Origin of the sequence: Gillisella taibaishanensis (genome assembly GCF_001938985.1) — a bacterium.
GTDB classification, from domain to species: Bacteria; Pseudomonadota; Alphaproteobacteria; order Rhizobiales; family Rhizobiaceae; genus Allorhizobium; species Allorhizobium taibaishanense.
In genome coordinates this window covers 432,878-449,091 of record NZ_MKIN01000027.1, presented here as the reverse complement: position 1 = coordinate 449,091, position 16,214 = coordinate 432,878, and the positions used below count along the sequence as shown (strand labels likewise).

At 60.6% G+C, this 16,214-nt stretch carries 18 protein-coding genes; 7 read left to right on the top strand and 11 right to left on the bottom strand.

Annotated features, from left to right (window positions below):
• Window positions 1-33 precede the first annotated feature (33 nt).
• Both BJF91_RS23610 and BJF91_RS23605 read left to right on the top strand, forming a co-directional pair.
• On the top strand, window positions 34-351 hold the full coding sequence (locus tag BJF91_RS23610) for a TraR/DksA family transcriptional regulator (protein WP_075616935.1): 318 nt from the start codon (window positions 34-36) through the stop codon (window positions 349-351).
• Between the two features lie 170 nt (window positions 352-521).
• Window positions 522-1,532 carry an alpha/beta hydrolase family protein gene (locus tag BJF91_RS23605; protein WP_075616934.1) on the top strand — a complete coding sequence of 337 codons (1,011 nt, stop codon included), beginning with the start codon at window positions 522-524 and terminating at the stop codon, window positions 1,530-1,532.
• Window positions 1,533-1,552: 20 nt separating this feature from the next.
• Here BJF91_RS23605 and BJF91_RS23600 read toward each other — a convergent pair whose 3' ends face one another.
• Window positions 1,553-1,930 carry an MAPEG family protein gene (locus BJF91_RS23600; protein ID WP_075616933.1) on the bottom strand — a complete coding sequence of 126 codons (378 nt, stop codon included), beginning with the start codon at window positions 1,928-1,930 and terminating at the stop codon, window positions 1,553-1,555.
• 466 nt (window positions 1,931-2,396) lie between these two features.
• Between BJF91_RS23600 and trhA the strand changes: the two genes are divergently transcribed.
• From trhA to BJF91_RS23580, 4 genes are all read left to right on the top strand, one after another.
• Window positions 2,397-3,050, top strand: a complete 654-nt coding sequence (gene trhA, locus BJF91_RS23595; protein WP_075617058.1) for a PAQR family membrane homeostasis protein TrhA — start codon at window positions 2,397-2,399, stop codon at window positions 3,048-3,050.
• Between the two features lie 86 nt (window positions 3,051-3,136).
• Entirely contained in the window at window positions 3,137-3,646 is a 510-nt protein-coding gene (locus BJF91_RS23590) for a GNAT family N-acetyltransferase (protein WP_075616932.1), read from the top strand.
• Window positions 3,647-3,746: 100 nt separating this feature from the next.
• Complete coding sequence (locus BJF91_RS23585) at window positions 3,747-4,028, top strand: ribbon-helix-helix domain-containing protein (protein WP_075616931.1); 282 nt, start codon at window positions 3,747-3,749, stop codon at window positions 4,026-4,028.
• On the top strand, window positions 4,018-4,329 hold the full coding sequence (locus tag BJF91_RS23580; RefSeq protein WP_139310831.1) for a type II toxin-antitoxin system RelE/ParE family toxin: 312 nt from the start codon (window positions 4,018-4,020) through the stop codon (window positions 4,327-4,329). Before BJF91_RS23585 ends, BJF91_RS23580 begins: the two co-directional genes overlap by 11 nt.
• A gap of 19 nt (window positions 4,330-4,348) precedes the next feature.
• Here BJF91_RS23580 and BJF91_RS23575 read toward each other — a convergent pair whose 3' ends face one another.
• Window positions 4,349-5,128: a hypothetical protein gene (locus tag BJF91_RS23575; protein WP_234801704.1), complete on the bottom strand. Its 780-nt coding sequence runs from the start codon at window positions 5,126-5,128 to the stop codon at window positions 4,349-4,351.
• Window positions 5,129-5,352: 224 nt separating this feature from the next.
• Between BJF91_RS23575 and BJF91_RS23570 the strand changes: the two genes are divergently transcribed.
• Window positions 5,353-6,423, top strand: a complete 1,071-nt coding sequence (locus tag BJF91_RS23570) for an AraC family transcriptional regulator (protein WP_075616928.1) — start codon at window positions 5,353-5,355, stop codon at window positions 6,421-6,423.
• Between the two features lie 219 nt (window positions 6,424-6,642).
• On the opposite strand, the gene BJF91_RS23565 is transcribed toward BJF91_RS23570, so the two are convergent.
• The 9 genes from BJF91_RS23565 to BJF91_RS23525 form a co-directional block, all read right to left on the bottom strand.
• Entirely contained in the window at window positions 6,643-8,475 is a 1,833-nt protein-coding gene (locus tag BJF91_RS23565; RefSeq protein WP_075616927.1) for a M10 family metallopeptidase, read from the bottom strand.
• A 445-nt stretch (window positions 8,476-8,920) separates the two neighbouring features.
• Window positions 8,921-9,352: a MucR family transcriptional regulator gene (locus tag BJF91_RS23560; RefSeq protein ID WP_075616926.1), complete on the bottom strand. Its 432-nt coding sequence runs from the start codon at window positions 9,350-9,352 to the stop codon at window positions 8,921-8,923.
• A 415-nt stretch (window positions 9,353-9,767) separates the two neighbouring features.
• The gene (gene mnhG / locus BJF91_RS23555) at window positions 9,768-10,133 is read right to left on the bottom strand and encodes a monovalent cation/H(+) antiporter subunit G (RefSeq protein ID WP_075616925.1); all 366 of its coding nucleotides are present in this window, start codon (window positions 10,131-10,133) and stop codon (window positions 9,768-9,770) included.
• Complete coding sequence (locus BJF91_RS23550; protein WP_407639905.1) at window positions 10,133-10,576, bottom strand: cation:proton antiporter; 444 nt, start codon at window positions 10,574-10,576, stop codon at window positions 10,133-10,135. The genes mnhG and BJF91_RS23550 overlap by 1 nt, the downstream gene beginning before the upstream one ends.
• On the bottom strand, window positions 10,573-11,052 hold the full coding sequence (locus BJF91_RS23545) for a Na+/H+ antiporter subunit E (protein ID WP_075616924.1): 480 nt from the start codon (window positions 11,050-11,052) through the stop codon (window positions 10,573-10,575). Before BJF91_RS23545 ends, BJF91_RS23550 begins: the two co-directional genes overlap by 4 nt.
• Window positions 11,049-12,704, bottom strand: coding sequence for a Na+/H+ antiporter subunit D (locus BJF91_RS23540; protein WP_083943454.1), 1,656 nt, complete (start codon window positions 12,702-12,704; stop codon window positions 11,049-11,051). The genes BJF91_RS23545 and BJF91_RS23540 overlap by 4 nt, the downstream gene beginning before the upstream one ends.
• 22 nt (window positions 12,705-12,726) lie before the next feature.
• The gene (locus BJF91_RS23535; RefSeq protein ID WP_075616923.1) at window positions 12,727-13,104 is read right to left on the bottom strand and encodes a Na+/H+ antiporter subunit C; all 378 of its coding nucleotides are present in this window, start codon (window positions 13,102-13,104) and stop codon (window positions 12,727-12,729) included.
• The gene (locus BJF91_RS23530) at window positions 13,104-13,523 is read right to left on the bottom strand and encodes a Na(+)/H(+) antiporter subunit B (protein ID WP_075616922.1); all 420 of its coding nucleotides are present in this window, start codon (window positions 13,521-13,523) and stop codon (window positions 13,104-13,106) included. Before BJF91_RS23530 ends, BJF91_RS23535 begins: the two co-directional genes overlap by 1 nt.
• Window positions 13,520-15,904, bottom strand: a complete 2,385-nt coding sequence (locus tag BJF91_RS23525; protein WP_075616921.1) for a putative monovalent cation/H+ antiporter subunit A — start codon at window positions 15,902-15,904, stop codon at window positions 13,520-13,522. Before BJF91_RS23525 ends, BJF91_RS23530 begins: the two co-directional genes overlap by 4 nt.
• Between the last annotated feature and the right edge of the window lie 310 nt (window positions 15,905-16,214).

The following is a 16,214-nucleotide window of genomic DNA, read 5'->3' as shown; positions in this document are numbered from 1 at the left end:
GGTTTTGGAAATGCTATCAAAAGGAGACGAGTAATGAACACGGACGGTTACAAACAGGCGCTTCTGGATCGGCGCGACGAACTCACCGGCCGGCTCGAGCGCATCTCCGACGATCTGACCGGCCTGCGCAGCGCCCAGACCGAAGAGCAAGCACTCGAGTCCGAAAATGACGAAGTGCTGGAAAGCCTCGGCGCTGCCGGCGAAACCGAACTGCGCGCCATCGCCGCAGCGCTTGCCCGCATCAAGGCCGGCACCTACGGACGCTGCGTCAGCTGCGACGAGGACATCGCGCCGGAACGCCTGGAAACCCTGCCGGCCACGCCCTTCTGCCAGGATTGCGCGCCAGGCTGAGGGGGCGGCGAAGCCGGGGAAACTCGGCATTTGGTCGCCTGTAGCCTCGTCACATGTCCGGGCTTTTCCAATGTCCCAAACATGCCTAAAACTTGCCGCTGACGATGGCCGGTCGGGATGCGAAAGCTCGACCGGTCTTGCCATGGCGCAAGAAGGTGAGGCGGAGCGACGTGTATCATAGCTGGCTCGATCACTGGGATGAGCGCCGCGCGCGACGCGGCGAGCAATGGAAGCGGCCAGCCGATTTTGTTCTCGACGCCGACCTAGCCTTTGCCGATGCGGCTCCAGCGGAAGACCTTGATGCTTTCTGCGATCTCGCCGCGCAAGCTCTGGCCGATCCAGACTATTTCCCGGCACCAGTCTGGGATGAGCGGCAGTTTCAGCGGCAGGACGATTGGCTGACGTTCCCATCCGATATCACCACCGATGTCGAGGAGAACAACCGCGTTTGGGCAGGGATTACCGAGAGCGGGTCGCTGGATCATGCGCTGGTGATCTTCCATCACTGGAATGCCAGTAGAAGAAATGATCGGATCGCCCGGTTTTTTGCGAAGCGTGGGATCACGGTTGTCGAGATCGCCATGCCTTATCATTTCGAGCGCAGCCGCCCGGCTTCTCACTATGCCGATTTCATGCTCAGCCCCAATCTCGGCCGCACGATCCAGTCTATCAGGCAGGCGGTCTGCGATGGGCGCAAGCTCATTCTTTGGCTGAAGCGTCAGGGCTATCGCAAAATTTCCGTGCTCGGCATGAGCCTGGGCGCCTGGGTCGCAGGCCTTACCGCCGCCCATGAGGAGGCCGTGTCGAAAGCCTCCCTGTTTCTCGGTGCTGGCAGTCTCGCAGACATGGTCTGGACCGGGCGAGCGACGCGCGCGATCCGGGAGAGCCTTGAGCCGACCATTGCCCTCAGCGATCTCAGACGCGCTTGGGCGCCGCTCGATCTGTCGCATTACGCCGGACGGTTGGCTCGTCCCGGTCTCGATCTTCAGCTTGTGCTCGCACGGCGCGACACGGTCGTCCTGCCGACGCTGTCGCAGCAGTTCCTGCAAAAACTGGAGGCCGCAGGCGTGAGAGTGAAGCATGTGGCGCTGAATTGCGGCCACTATTCGCTGGCTCTGCCGCCTTATAGTCTGATAGCCGGGCTGAACCTGCGGCGGTTTTTGCAGGCGCCCGGGCCGTGATATACCGGACTGTAACGCGCCTATGTCACCAGCGCCGCCAGCGTGCCGCCCATCAGCAGCACAAAAGCGATCAGCCAGGAGACCAGCGCGCCCGGGCCGCGTTTCTTCGCGTCGGCATAATGTTCGGCGGCATAGAGCACGCGGGCACCCGTCCAGCAAAGGCCGAGCAGGCCCGCAAACTGGTCGGAGAGATAAAAGCCGAACAACCAGAGCGACGGCAGGAAGAACACCAATTGCTCGGCGGTGTTTTGCTGCACCCGGAAAATCCGTTCGAAATTGGCATCGCCGGTGATCTTCGGCGCCTTGAGCCCGAATTGCTGGCGGGCGCGGGCGACCTTGATGAAAAACCAGTTATAGGCGATCAGCGCCATGAAAGTCGCAAGCACTGTAAAGCGCATCTGATATCCCGTCGATTCGAGCCAGGGTCCTGAGCCGGGACCGCAGGCGCAAGCTTACAGGGCAACCGGTTTAAGCTTTGTGCTGCTTGTTCGGCTAACACGCCTGCCGCACCCTTTGCCTGAACGGAAAGCATGCTGCAGCGCAAAATCTTCCTTGTCAGAGCCCCGTCTTTGGCGCATCCTTACCCATGGTTGCAGGACTTTTCAGCGCCGACATAAAATCGCCTGTCATCGCCGGTTTGGTGCGTTTCACGCGACCCGCGACATCATCTGGCAATCATTGCGCGTTAGAGTGGGGGCGCTAAAGCATCGGACCGAAAAGTGGGAACCGGTTTTCGGAAATATCCGATGCGTAGACAAACTTATCGGACCGAAAAGTGGGAACCGGTTTTCGGAATATCCGATGCGCAAACAAAGACTAAGAGCATCGATCCGATGCTCTGAGGCAGAACTGGGATTGACCATCATGAAAGAAGACTTCCGCTTCGGGCGCCCCTATGATTTCCACGAGCTGCTGGCCGATGGCATCGTCCATGGCGTCGGCGTGGTCTTCGCATTGATCGGGGTGACGGCGCTGATCTTCTACGCCACGGTCTATACCAGCTTCGGCGAAATTGCCGCCAGCTGGATCTACGGCCTTGGTCTTGTTCTGGCGCTGGGCTGTTCCTTCACCTACAATATGTGGCCGCGCTCGCCGTTCAAATCCTACCTGCGCCGGCTCGATCATTCCGCGATCTTCGTGCTGATTGCCGCCACCTACACGCCGTTCTTGGAGCGCGGCGCCGACGAGCCGCTGCTGCTGGCCCTGTTGATCGGCATCTGGCTGACAGCCTTTACCGGAATTTATCTGAAATGCCGCTATCCCGGCCGCTATGACCGGCTGGCCATCCTGCTCTATCTCGCCATGGGCTGGAGCGGGGCCTTGGCGCTGGAGCCGATTTCCGAGCGGCTGCCGGCGGTGACTGTCGTGTTGATCTTCATCGGCGGCATTCTCTATTCTGCCGGCGTGATCTTCCATGTCTGGGAAAGGCTGCGCTTCCAGAACGCCATCTGGCACGGTTTTGTCGTGGCGGCCGCCGCCGTGCATTACTCCGCCGTTGTCACCGCTATCGGCTCGTAATCGGCCAAGACCAGGTCACGAAAATCATTTGCCGGGGCGGCAATCTGGGGTAGGAACGGCAATCGCTTTTCATCCGCAGGACTGTCATGACCGTACCCTTCCTGATCCGCGACGCCCATGAAGCGGACCTTCCCGCTATTGTCGACATCTACAATCACGCCGTCGAGCATACGACCGCCATCTGGAACGAGGTTCTGATCGATCTCGACAATCGCCGCGTCTGGCTGGAGCAGCGCCGCGCCCGTGGCTTTCCGGTGCTGGTCGCCGAGGTCGATGGCAAGGTCGCCGGCTATGCCTCCTATGGCGACTGGCGGATTTTCGACGGCTATCGCCACACCGTCGAGCATTCCGTCTATGTCGATAAGGACCACCAGGGACGGGGCATCGGCAAAGCGCTGATGCAGGCGCTGATCGCCCGCGCCACAACGGCCAAGGTGCATGTGATGATCGCCGCCATCGAGGCCGGCAACACCGCGTCCATCGCGCTGCACGAACGCCTCGGCTTCCGCCTCGTCGGCATCCACCGCCAGGTCGGCACCAAATTCGGCCGCTGGCTCGATCTTGCGGCAATGGAATTGTTGATCGAGGGGACGTGAGGCAGAGCACTCAGTGCATTCAAGGAATTAGGCAGTAGCCCAGATGCTTTGCAATCCGGCAGCTCGGTGGTAATGTTTACCACTACGATGGAGATGCCCTATGGCCAATGTTGAAAAGATCAGCGTCTCAATGACGCCACAGCAGGCGGACTTGGTGCGCGCGGCCGTCGATAGTGGCGCTTATGCCAGCGGCAGCGAAGTCGTCCGGGAAGCAATGCGTGATTGGGCCGCCAAGTGGGAAATCCGCAAGGACGACATTGATCGCCTACGCAAGCTCTGGGATGAGGGCAAAGCCAGCGGCGAGCCTGTCGGCGTTGATTTCGACGAGCTTCGGAACGAAGCCCGCCAGCAACTGAACGCCGCCAAAACCAGTGGCCGCTGAATTAGTTTGGATGCCGCAAGCCCTGGCGGACGTCCGTGACATCTATGTTCAAATCGGTCTTGCGCAGCCTCGCGCTGCCGAACGCTTTTTCGACAGCTTCGAACGCAAAGCAAGGTTGCTGATCGATCAGCCGCGCATGGGCGTGCGCCGACCGGATATCCGGTCGAGCGTTCGCATAGTCGTCGAGACGCCTTTCCCGATGCTCTATGAAACGGTTCCGGACACGGATGACGGAGCAGTGGAGATCATCCGGGTCGTGCGCGTGCTGGACGGCAGGCGCGATCTTCGGGCGTTTTCGTGACGTTTCATCCTCCACACCGTCAATCGATCCGCGTGCGCACCATCTCGCCCCTGATGGTGATCGATGGTTTGGCACCCGGTGTGTTGGGCAATTGGCTGTCGATCAGCGAGGCGGTGGCTTCCACGAGATAGCTGATCGGGGTCGGCACCATGAAATGCAGGCTGGCATCCATCATCCGGCCTGTCAGCGCGATGGTTTCGGTGTGGGCAATGCTGCGGAACCAGGCCTGAACGCGCAGCGCGGCGCCGGCTACATCAAGCGTTTGGGCATGACCGTCGAGCGAAAAGTCCCCGGCATCGGCCTTGACGTCGACGGTTGAAAAATTGCCCTTGAGCGTGATGCGGGCAGCCTGCTGACGGATCAGCACGGCAGCTTCGGGTTTGAGATTGGCGGTTAGCCGCAGGCTGCAATCGGACCAGTCGAGAAACCGCGACGGCGCCGACATTTCGACAACAAGCGTATCGTTGTCGACATGCATGCGGCCGCTTTGCCCGCAATCGCGCGTCGACCAGCCGGATTGCCAGAAGGCGCCCCAGCCGTCACGCTCGCCGGTCAGTTTTGCCGCTGGCGGCGACGCGGGATCGGCGGTGACTGTTATTTCGCTGGCGGCACCATCGACGCGCAGTTTCGAGACGCTGCCGAGATCCAGCACCTCGCCGATCTGGCGATCATGCCGCCAGAAGCCCCAGGCTTGACCGGAAAAGCCCTGGTCGGTGATGCGGTCGAGCACGGCAATGCCGATAAAGCAGCCGACAATGGCAAGAAGAATGGTCCGTTTTTTCATGGGCCGGTTTGTCATGGGTAAGCGCTCCTGTGTGGTTGGATGCGCCAAGCCTTGGGCCTGAGACGCTGCCACGGCGACCGCGAACGCGATCCGGGACGTCCGCGATCGCATTTGAGGCGGGTTGTGGCTGTTGTTGTGCTGGGTCTGCGGCTAAGCTCGCTTTCAATAAGGCTGCTTTTTTCGTCCAGCCGCTCTGCCTTGCCCGCCACCTATCAACCCGCTCCCAAGCTGTTTAACCGATGCTCTTCCTGCCGATTTCCTTCTTCGTTGCGCTGCTGCTAGCCACTCTTCTGGTGCGGATGATCCGCCAGGAGGAAGCGCCAGCGGTGCGGCCGTTTTTGCTTTTGCTGGCGGTCATGGCGGTCCAGTCGGTGCTGGTGGGCTTGCGCTGGGGCTATGGGCTTCTGGCGGTCATGCCTGCCATGTCGATGCTGGCGGCGGTCATTCCACCCTTGAGCTTTTTGGCCTTTCGCAGCCTCACGGCCGCGCCGGAGCGCGAGAGCCCGATGCGGCGCAGGCTCATTCTTGCGATGCACGGCCTGCCGGCGCTGTTGGTTCTGGGGTTGAACATTGCCGGCAACGGACTGCTCGATGTGGTGCTGATCCTGACCTTTCTCGGTTATGGTCTAGCGCTGCTGTGGTTGGCGCGGCTGGGGCCTGATGCCCTGACGGCCTCCCGGCTCGACGGCGCGCTGCGTTCCTATCGCGCTTTGCAATGCATGGCGGCCTCGCTGCTCGCATCAGCGGCAAGTGACCTGTTCATCAGCTTCGATTTCGCCTTTGCCGATGGTCGGCACGTGCCGGCCGTGGTCTCGGGCTTCATGACCCTGGTGCTGCTGGCGCTGGGCTTTGCCGCGTCGCTGGCCGAAAGTGGCGCCTCGGCCGAAGAAGAGCCCGGCCCGGCGCCCGCAATGCCGGAACCAGCCGCGACGCCGGCACGATCCGCAAGCGATGACGATGCCCGCATTGCCGCCGCCCTGGATGCGATCATGACGGAAAAGCAGCTTTACAAGGACGGCGAGCTGAACCTCACCCGGCTTGCCCGTCGCCTTGGATTGCCTGCCCGCGCCGTCTCACAGGCGGTCAATCGGGTGCACGGCATCAGCGTCTCCCATTACGTCAACAATCTCAGGGTCGAGGAAGCCTGCCGGCTGCTGCGCGACACAGACAAACCGGTGACATCTGTGGTCTTCGACGCGGGTTTCATGACCAAGTCGAATTTCAACCGCGAATTCCTGCGGGTGACGGGGCAGAACCCGAGCGCTTGGCGCCAGCGCGAGGGCGAGCTTTTGTCCGAAAAGAGTGCCTAAAGCATGTCGCGTTTAATTGTCCGCAATTAAACGATAACGTACATGCGACAAAGGAAGAGCTAAAGCGTGTCGCCGTGAATCCTACCCACGGCGACACGCTTTAGCAGTTGCGCCCGGAAATGAGTCAAGAAAAAACCCGCCGGGTGGCGGGACGATACTAGACGCGTCGATGGGGAAGGCAGAGCCGTCCCCGTCAGGGGTTCCGTGTGATCTGAATGTCTACAGAATGAAGCTATCGGCAGTGAGCTGGAAGCCCTTGTTGATGTTGAAGGCAAAATCCACCTTCTTGTCGCCATTGATATCGGCGCTGACCGTCGTATAGGCCGAGCCATATTGCGCGTGCAGTTCGCCGGCATGGCCAGAGAAGGCTGCATTGGCGATCCAGTTGAAGGCCTGATCGGCGGCAGCCAAAATATTGGCGTCGATGGCCGAGACGTCGATCTTGTCGCCATCACTGACCGAAAAATCGTAGATCATGTCGAGCGCCTTGCCGGCACTGTCGGCGAGCGTTGAAAACACGAAGTGATCGGCGCCTGCGCCGCCATAGAGCTTGTCGGCTCCGGCACCGCCGTAAAGCGTATCGTTGCCGCCACCGCCCGAAAGCGTGTCATTGCCTGCGCCGCCGAAAAAGGTGTTGTCCTCGGCATTGCCGATCATCGTGTCGGCCTTTGCTGTGCCGATGAAGATCTCGACGCCGGTGAAAGTGTCGCCATGGGCGTCGCCGGTGCTGGCGTTCGGGTTTTCCAGGTTGAGAATGATGCCGATCTTGGAAGACTCGTAGCTGACGACATCGATGCCGCTGCCGCCGATATAGGTGTCGGCGCCGTCGCCGCCCAGCAGCAGGTCGTCGCCATCGCCGCCGTTCAGGATGTCGTTGCCATCCCCACCCGACAGGGTATCGCTGCCGGCATCGCCATAAAGCGTGTCATTGCCGGCCTCGCCGTACAGCATATCGTTGCCGTCGCCACCGTGCAGGATGTCGTTGCCGAGCCCGCCATAGATCTTGTCATTGCCGGCGCCGCCCCAGAGCTCGTTGTTGGCCTGGTTGCCGGTGATGATGTCATGGCCGGAGCCGCCAATGGCGTTTTCGATCAGCGACGCGGGATTGTTGTTAAACATGAGGGCATTGGCGAGATTGCCGCGCGCCAGATTGGTGGCGCGGCTGCCGCCGTCGAGATCGGCCAGCTGGTCCTGCGAGAAGGTCGACCACTCGCCGGGCCTCAGATCAATCTTCATGTCGGTCGTGTAATTGGAAAGGTCATAGGTATCGGTGCCATGACCGTCCCAGACCGTGCGGAAAATCCGGTTGCCGCCCGGTGTGCCCGTGCCGATGCCGTTGACGAACATCTCGCCCGTCGTCGGCGAAAACGTATAGACCGTGTCGCCGGAAAAGACCTGGCCGCTCGAGGCGTAATTGGCGCCGTACATATACTGCAGGGCGGCGATGTCATACATCATGTAAGACTGGGCATTGCCCCAGGTCTCGTTCTCGCTGCCGTCAGTGGTGGAATCGCCGATATAGTCGCGATAGGTCATGACCGTGAATTCGTTGGAATCGCGGTCGGCGCGCAGCGGCGTAAAGCCCTTGTGCTTCTCATGACCGTGAGCAAGACCCAGCGAATGGCCGATCTCGTGATAGAAGCCCTCGTTATAGGCGTAGTTCCCCATGACAGGGTAATTGTAGGTGCCGTCGTTGCGGAACCAGACATCGCCGCCGCTCTCGGCTGCACTTGGGTAGTAGGCATGTGCGGTGGAGGTCGCGTAGGTCATTCCCAGCTTCAGGGTTGCCGATGCCGTGTCCGAACCGCTCTTTTCGGTGAAAGTCAGGTTGGTGAAGGACGATACTTCCTTGAGCACTGTGCGGGTGGCAGCCTGCTGCAAAGAGTTCAGCGAGCCGAAGCCGCGGTTGGGCTCATTCGTACTGCTGTAATTGTAGCCGTAATCGGCTGAAGATCGCGCAAAGCCAAAGGAAATCGAAGAATCCGTCCACTTGGCGCCGCTCAGCAGCGTGTCCCAGACCTGCTTTGAAGAAGTAACAGTCGCAACGCCCATTTTGCCCCCGAGCCTTGTAATCTTATAGATTTGCTAAAAATCCGCCGCGACAAATGTCACTTTCCACCAGATTTCATCAACACCAAGCTAATAAACTCAATTACTTATCGTGTAGTGAAAGCACGCGGTTAACGTATTGTATAGCGTGTTATCAAATCGGCCGGAACCGCCTCGGTTCAGGACATTTCCCGGGGCAGATCGGCAGGTTTGGACACAGAAGGTGGGGATCTTCGGCTCCGGGTTTCGGGCAAAGACAAGCATGTGCTTTGCCCAAATCCGGATAAGGCAGGCAGCGTGACCAGTTACAGCGTTCTTAGTGCGTTTTATAAAACGCTGGGCGCTGTAGGGCTGGCGTCAGATCTATTCGCCAAGCATAAAAAAACTCCGCAGGCCCTGGGGCAGCGGAGTTTGGCGTTTACTTGCCGTCTTGCGGCAGGAACATGGATTACTTGGCGCGGCGACGACGCTGACCGAGACCCATTTCCTTTGCGAGCCGCGAGCGGGCTTCGGCATAGGCGGGAGCAACCATCGGGTAATCGACCGGCAGGTCCCACTTTTCGCGGTATTCTTCCGGAGCCAGGCTGTGATGGGTCATCAGGTGCCGCTTCAGCGACTTGAAGGAGCCGCCACATTCCAGGCAGATGATCTGATCGCCCTGGATGGACTTGCGAACGGCAACAGCCGGCTTCTGCTTTTCGACTACGGACACGACAGGTGCCGGCGACGAGGTATTCGAGAGCGCGGAATGCACATCCGAAATCAGATGGCTGATGTCCCCGATTGGTACAACATGGTTGCTGACATATGCAGCCACGATATCAGCGGTCAATTCTACGAGAAGATCGTTTCCGGACGACCCGAATGCGGTTTCACTCATGTTTTTCTCCTGTCATCTACCTGCCGGACGGCGCTTTTGCCACCTGCCGCCGACATTGAATTCAAACCAGTTAGACTGGTCCGTGTTGATACCCCCGCATCAATTGCGCCGCTGTCCAAGCAAAGACTGCGGCGTTACATCAGAGAGCTACGCTTATTGATCAGGGAGTAGTCTCCAAATCCTGTATCCGGTCCCAGATCCACGACGGAGGGTCGCGTCGACTGAAGACATGCTACTGTTCAATTACATTCTAATTGCGCGCCATTCGGCGACGCAAATAATCCGTTTAATGAATTATCAACATCGACAAAAATGTCCAGTTCCTATTTATCCCAATTCTTGTCGGTCAAAAAGTGAAGATCCGCTTGAATATGAGTGAGGTTCTGTTCTTGCGATACTTTTGGAACTCTCGCATTCATAATTTGTTAACTAAACCCTTCTTCTCCGCATCTGCTCCGTTGCTCATTTCATCAAGAACGCTCGCTTGCGCCAACGGGTAACCGACATGTCTTGCAGCCCTTGCGAGCAGGTGAGCGGACACAGGTGCAGTGAGTACAAAGAAGAAGAATCCGCACGCTGAACGGGCAAATACGGACAAACTGCCGGAGTCTATGCCAATTGCCAGTAATAATAGGCCAGATCCCACTGTGCCGGCTTTTGAGGCCGCGTGCATACGGGTCAGCAGGTCGGGCAGACGGTTCAGGCCGATCGCGGCGATGACGGCAAAGAACGAACCGCTCAGAATTAATACAGACGTTAAAATCGCGGCAGCCAATTCCATTAGTCTGTCTCCTTTTGAGACACATCATTCTTTCCGAAAAATCTTTTCTGCCGGCGCTGACTGCGTCTTTTTTCCACAGCTAATTGTTCGGCCGCCGCCCGAATAGCCGGCTCCGTTTCCGGCGTCTCGCCAATCACCCCGCGCACCAGGATGAATCGCGCAAAAGCGACCGTGGTCAGGAAGCCGACAAGGCCAAGCGAGATGGCAATATCGATGTACAGCATGGTGCCGGAGCGAATCGCGAAGATGGCGATGAAGCCGATGACGATGCCGACCAGCATGTCGAGCGCGACGACGCGATCGGGCAGGGTTGGCCCACGCATCACCCGGTAGACGGTGAGTAGGAATGCGAGCGCCAGCAGCAGCAGGCCGATATTGCAGGCCTGGCGGACAATCATTTCAGCGGCCGAATCGGCGAGCGGTTCCGAGGTTGTCGCCATCATCGAAAGGCCTCCTTGATCTTGCGCTCGAAGCCGTCGGCGATGTCGCGCCTGATGGCGTCAGGATCGCGGCAGTCGAGTGCGTGCACATAGAGATACTTGCGGTCGTCGGAGACATCCACCGACAGCGTGCCTGGCGTCAGCGTGATCAGGTTGGCGAGCAGCGTGATCTGGGCTTCTCGCTCGAGCGTCAGCGGAAAGGCGAGAATGCCCGGCTTGATGTCGAGACCCGGCGACAGCACGATGACCGTCACCCGCCAGGCGGATTTGGCCAGTTCGACGAAGAACAGCGCAATCAGGGAGAGGAGCGCGAGCGGCCTGACCCGCAACTGCTCTGCCGCGCGGCCGATCTGCTCACGCAGCAAGCCGGCGACTGCCAGCGACAGCACGAGGCCGAAGCCGATATTGAGAGGTGTGACGCTGCCGGTGATGGCGAGCCAAACGGCCGTGAGCGGCAAGGCGACGATCAGCATCCTCATGGGGCTGGCTCCTGCGATGGGTCCGCAGCGGCGGGTCGGTCGGCCTCGCTGTTCGGGCCGGGCGGCTCATTCGGAAAAACGGAGTGGATATAGGGCCGCGGATCGATCAGTCCCACGGCGGCATCCTGGGTGAGCGAAACCAGCCGTTCCGGAAACAGACCGAGTGCGACGATGATTGCCGCCAGACCCAGGATCGGAGCGAAGATCGATGCGGTTATTGGCGCTGTCACCGGTGCGGGCGCCGGTCCCGTCTGTTCCGCAGTGGCCTCGGGCGCGCTGCGCCAGAAGGCAAGCAGGAATACCCGGGCAAGGGCGATGGTGATCAGGAAACCTGACATCAGGATGGCGGCGGCCAGCCACCAGGCGCCGATATCGAGCGCGGCTTTCAGCAGCATGACCTTTGGCCAGAAGCCGGAAAAGGGTGGCAAGCCGCTGGCGGCAAAGAACAGCGCCAGGGTGACGAAGGCAAAACCCGGCGCCTTGGCGTAGATCCCGCCCATGGCGTCCAGCCGGTAGCTGCCGGCAATCCGCCCGGCAAGTCCGGTGGCGAGATAGAGGGCGGCCATGCTCAGCATCGATTGCAGCGCGTAAAACAGCCCTGCGCTGACGCCCTGCACCGCGCCGATGGCGATGCCGGCCAACATATAACCGATGCCGGCAATGACGATAAAGCCCATCAACCGGCGCAGGTCCGACTGGCCGATCGCGCCGATGGCGCCGAGAACCATGGTCAGGGCGGCGATGATGGCCAGCGGAAAGCTCAGCACCTCCCGCTCGACCGGCAGCAGCATCACCAGCACCCGGATCAGGCTATAGATGCCGACCTTGGTAAGCAGTGCCGCAAACAGCGCTCCAACCACGATGCGCGGCGTGTGATAGGCGGCCGGCAGCCAGAAATTCAGCGGAAACGCAGCGGCCTTCATCAGGAAGGCCAGCGAAAACAGCGTTGCCAGCGTGATCAGCGGCATGGTTTTGCCCAGACTGTCGGCCTTGCGGGCGATATCGGCCATGTTGAGCGTGCCGAAGCCTGCATAGAGAAAGCCGATGGTGATCAGGAACAGGGTAGTGGCGATCAGGTTGAGCACTGCATATTTCAGCGCTCCGTCGATCTGCTCGCGCTCCGAGCCAAGGATCAGCAGCCCGAAGGAGGAGATCAGCAGCACTTCGAACCAGACATAGAGATTGAAGATATCGCCGGTCAGGAACGCGCCAGACACCCCGGCCATCAGCGTCATCAGCATCGGATAGAAGCCATAGCGCCGGCCAGACGTGTTGATGTCGACAAGCCCATAGATGCCGCAGGCAAGCGCGACCACCCCTGCGGTCAGCGCCATCAAGGCCCCCGTCAGGTCGACGCTGAAGGCGATGCCGAACGGCGCCACCCAACGGCCCATCATGACCGTCAGCGGCCCATGCGCGGCAACCTCGGCAACCAGTGCCAGATCGATCAGCACCAGCAGGAAGAGGGCGCCGATGGCAACGAACGGCTGCAGCCGAATGCGCTCGCGCAGGATCAACAGCAGCGCGCCGGTGCCAAGGCACAGCGCCACCGGCAGGATCGGCAGCCATTGGGCCAGCGTTACCGGCGTCTGCACATAGGCCGCCTGCAATGCGGTGGCGAGAGCCTCTGGATCGGTCGGGGAAGTGGCCATCGGGGGTCTTAAGTCTTTCTTATCAGTAATCGAGAGGCGGCAGCGGCGGATGTTTCGGCTCGGCCAGCCGCATCTCGTCGGTATCGTCGGTGTCGAGGTCCTGATAGGCGCGGTAGGACAGCACCAGCAGGAAGGCGAAGAAGGAGAAGGAAATCACGATGGCCGTCAGGATCAGCGCCTGCGGCAGCGGATTGGCGGCGGCCATGCTGAGGGTCTGCTCGCCATTCATCATGATCGGCGGCACTTCGCGCGTCAGCCGTCCCGCCGTAAACAGGCCGAGATTGACGGCATTGCCGAGCAGCACCATGCCGAGCAGCACCCGCACGATATGGCGCGACATGATCAGGTAGAAGGCGGTGGCGGCAAACAGGCCGACCAGAACCGAGAAAACCGCTTCCATCAATCATTCTCCCGTTCGCCAAGCGCCAGCGCAATCGAGGTGATCGCGCCGACCACGACCAGATAGACGCCGATATCGAAGGAGGTGACGGTTGCAAGCGGCACTTCGACACCGAACAGCCGAGGATAGATCCACAGCCCCGTCATGAAGGGCACGCCGGCAAAGGCGGAGACGAAGCCGGACAGGCACGAGATTAGCAGCCCGGCGCCCGCCACCGAGAGCGGATGCAGATACAGCGCCCGGCGCACCGCCTGCACCCCGAAGGCCATGCCATAAATGGCAAAGCCCGAGGCGGCGATCAGCCCGCCGATAAAGCCGCCGCCCGGCTCGTTATGGCCGCGCAGCAGCACGAAGATCGAAAACAGCAGCATCAGCGCGGTGACGAAGGGGGCAAGCGTGCGGAAGATCAGCGTGTTCATGGCGCCCCTCCGGCGTCAGCGGTTTCGGCCTTCTGCCCGGATTGGTGCGCGTCTGGCCGCAGTTTCGGCGCGCGGATGCGGATCAGCGCCAGGATGGCAAGCCCTGTGACCGTCACCACGGCGATTTCGCCCAGCGTATCGACGCCACGGAAGTCGACGATGATCACGTTGACCACATTGGCGCCGTGGGCGATGGTCTTGGAATAGGTGTTGAAGAACGCTGTCAGCACAGGGTCGAACGGCACCTGCGTCACCTTCAGCAGCATCAGCATCAGGCCTGTGCCGCAGGCAAGCGCCACAGCGCCGTCAAGCAGAACCTGCGGCCAGGGCCGGTGATCGGCCGGATGCAGCTTCAGCCGCGTCATCGCCAAGGCCAGGATGACCACCGATAGCGTCTCGATCATGAACTGAGTGAAGGACAGATCCGGCGCGCCGAACAACAGGAAGATCACCGAGATCGCAAAGCCCTGGATGCCGAGCGCGACGATCGCATCGAGCCGGTTGGCAGCGCGCAGCACGGCGTAAAGGCCGGACACGGCAATCAGCAGGAAGGCGGCTTCGTGCAGCTCGATATGGCCGGGCAGGCTGGGCCAATCAGGGCCTTCGCCAAACACCGCCATCGGCACCAGAAAGGCAGCGGCAACGAGGATCAGCGTCAGTGTCACGTAGACATCCAGCCGGCCGCCATGAATGAGATTGGTGATGCGGAAGCTCGCCCGCACCAGGCCGGCCATCAACCGGTCGAAACCCTCATCCGGCCCGGGCCCGAGGTTATTGAGCAGATAGGCGACGCCGGCCCGCAGACGGTCCAGCATCAGGAACAGGGTAAGACCAAGCGCAATGGTGAAAACCGACAGCGCCAGCGGCACGCCGATATGCGGCACCAGCGACACCTCGACGACGCTCGCCTTACGGGCAACGGCGCTCAGCATCGGCGAGGAAATCGCCTTGTGAAACGGCGCGGAAAACACAGCAGCAGCGAGCCCGACCAGCGCCAGAACAAGCGGCCCGAGCCAGAGAAGGGCAGGGCCATCATGGGCCGTGGCAGGGCTTTTCGCGTCGCGCCCCAGAAACGGTTTGAAGGCCAAGGCAAGGCCGACCACCATCATCAGCGCATTGCCGATAACGGCGACGCCGGTAAACAGCAGGGCGCGCAGATTGCCGCCGTAAAGCGCCGCATAGATCTCTTCCTTGGCGAGAAAACCGAACAGCGGCGGCAGGCCGGCCATGGACAGGCCCGCCAGCAGCGATGCAACAAAGGTGATCGGCATCGCCCGTTTCAGCCCGGACAGGTCCGTAAGGTCGCGGCTGCCGGCCTCATGGTCGAGGCAACCGGCCACCATGAACAGCGCACCTTTGAATAGCGAATGGGCGATCAGATAGAGCACAGCAGCGGCCAGCGCATGGTCGGAACCGAAGCCGGTCAGCATCACCATCAGCCCGAGCGAGGCGACGGTCGTATAGGCCAGCATCAGCTTCAGATCGGTCTGGCGCACGGCAATGACGGAGCCGACGATCAGCGTGATGCCGCCAAAGAAGGGTAGCAGGATCTGCCAGGCGGGCGTATCGCCCAGCACCGGCTGCAGCCGCATCAAAAGATAGACCCCGGCTTTGACCATGGTGGCCGAATGCAGATAGGCCGAGACGGGGGTGGGCGCTTCCATGGCATTCGGCAGCCAGACATGGAAGGGAAACTGCGCGGACTTGGTAAAGGCGCCGCCGAGAATGAGCAGCAGGATAGCGAGATAATAGGGACTGGTGGTGACGATATTGTCGACATGCAAAAGCATCGACAGCTGCGTGACGCCCGAGACGTTCCAAAGCAGGATCAGCCCGGCCAGCAGCGCCAGCCCGCCGCCACCCGTTATGACCAGCGCCTGGAGTGCGGCGCGCCTTGCGGCCTGGCGCTCGTGATCGAAGCCGATCAGCAGGAAGGAGGTGATCGAGGTCAGCTCCCAATAGATGAACAGCATCAGGAAACTGTCCGACATCACGAGGCCAAGCATGGCGCCCATGAACAGCAGCAGAAAGGCCAGGAACCGGCCCTGCTGCGCATGCCCCTTCATATAGGCGCCGGCATAAAGCACGATCAGCGTGCCGATGCCCGTGATCAACAGCGCAAACGTTAGAGACAGCCCGTCGAGATACCAGGAAAAGCTGACATTGTAGCTCGGCACCCAGGCATAGCCGCCGGTCACTTCGCCGCCATCGGCAATCTCAGGCAGGAAGGAGAGGAAATGCAGGAAGGACAGGAACGGCATGAGCGCCAGCAGCCATGATGCCCGGTATCCAAGCCGGTTGATCAGCGCCGGCGCAAGCACGGCCGCCACCAATGGCAAAAACAGAGCCAGCAGCGTCAGTGCGGCGGAATAGGCGATCATATCGTCTCCAGTCGTCTGCCGCAGAACGCAGCATAGGCGCGCAAGGGAAGCGGTGGCCGCAATATAATGCTTAAAACCGCAAGGACCACCCCGAATCGGCAGGAATACCAAGCCAAGTCATACCAAGAGTTGTTTGGAGAAGCCAAGATGCGGCGGATGTGGAACGGGCAGCGCAGGCGCGGCTTGTGTCGTATCTTGCCTTCTCGGGCGCTTGTAGTGCAGGCCGAAACACCTATTTATAGGCGTGAGAGTCAAGGTCGGGGCAAAAGCTTGCTCCAGAATACAAGATACCCAACATCGACCGTGTGGT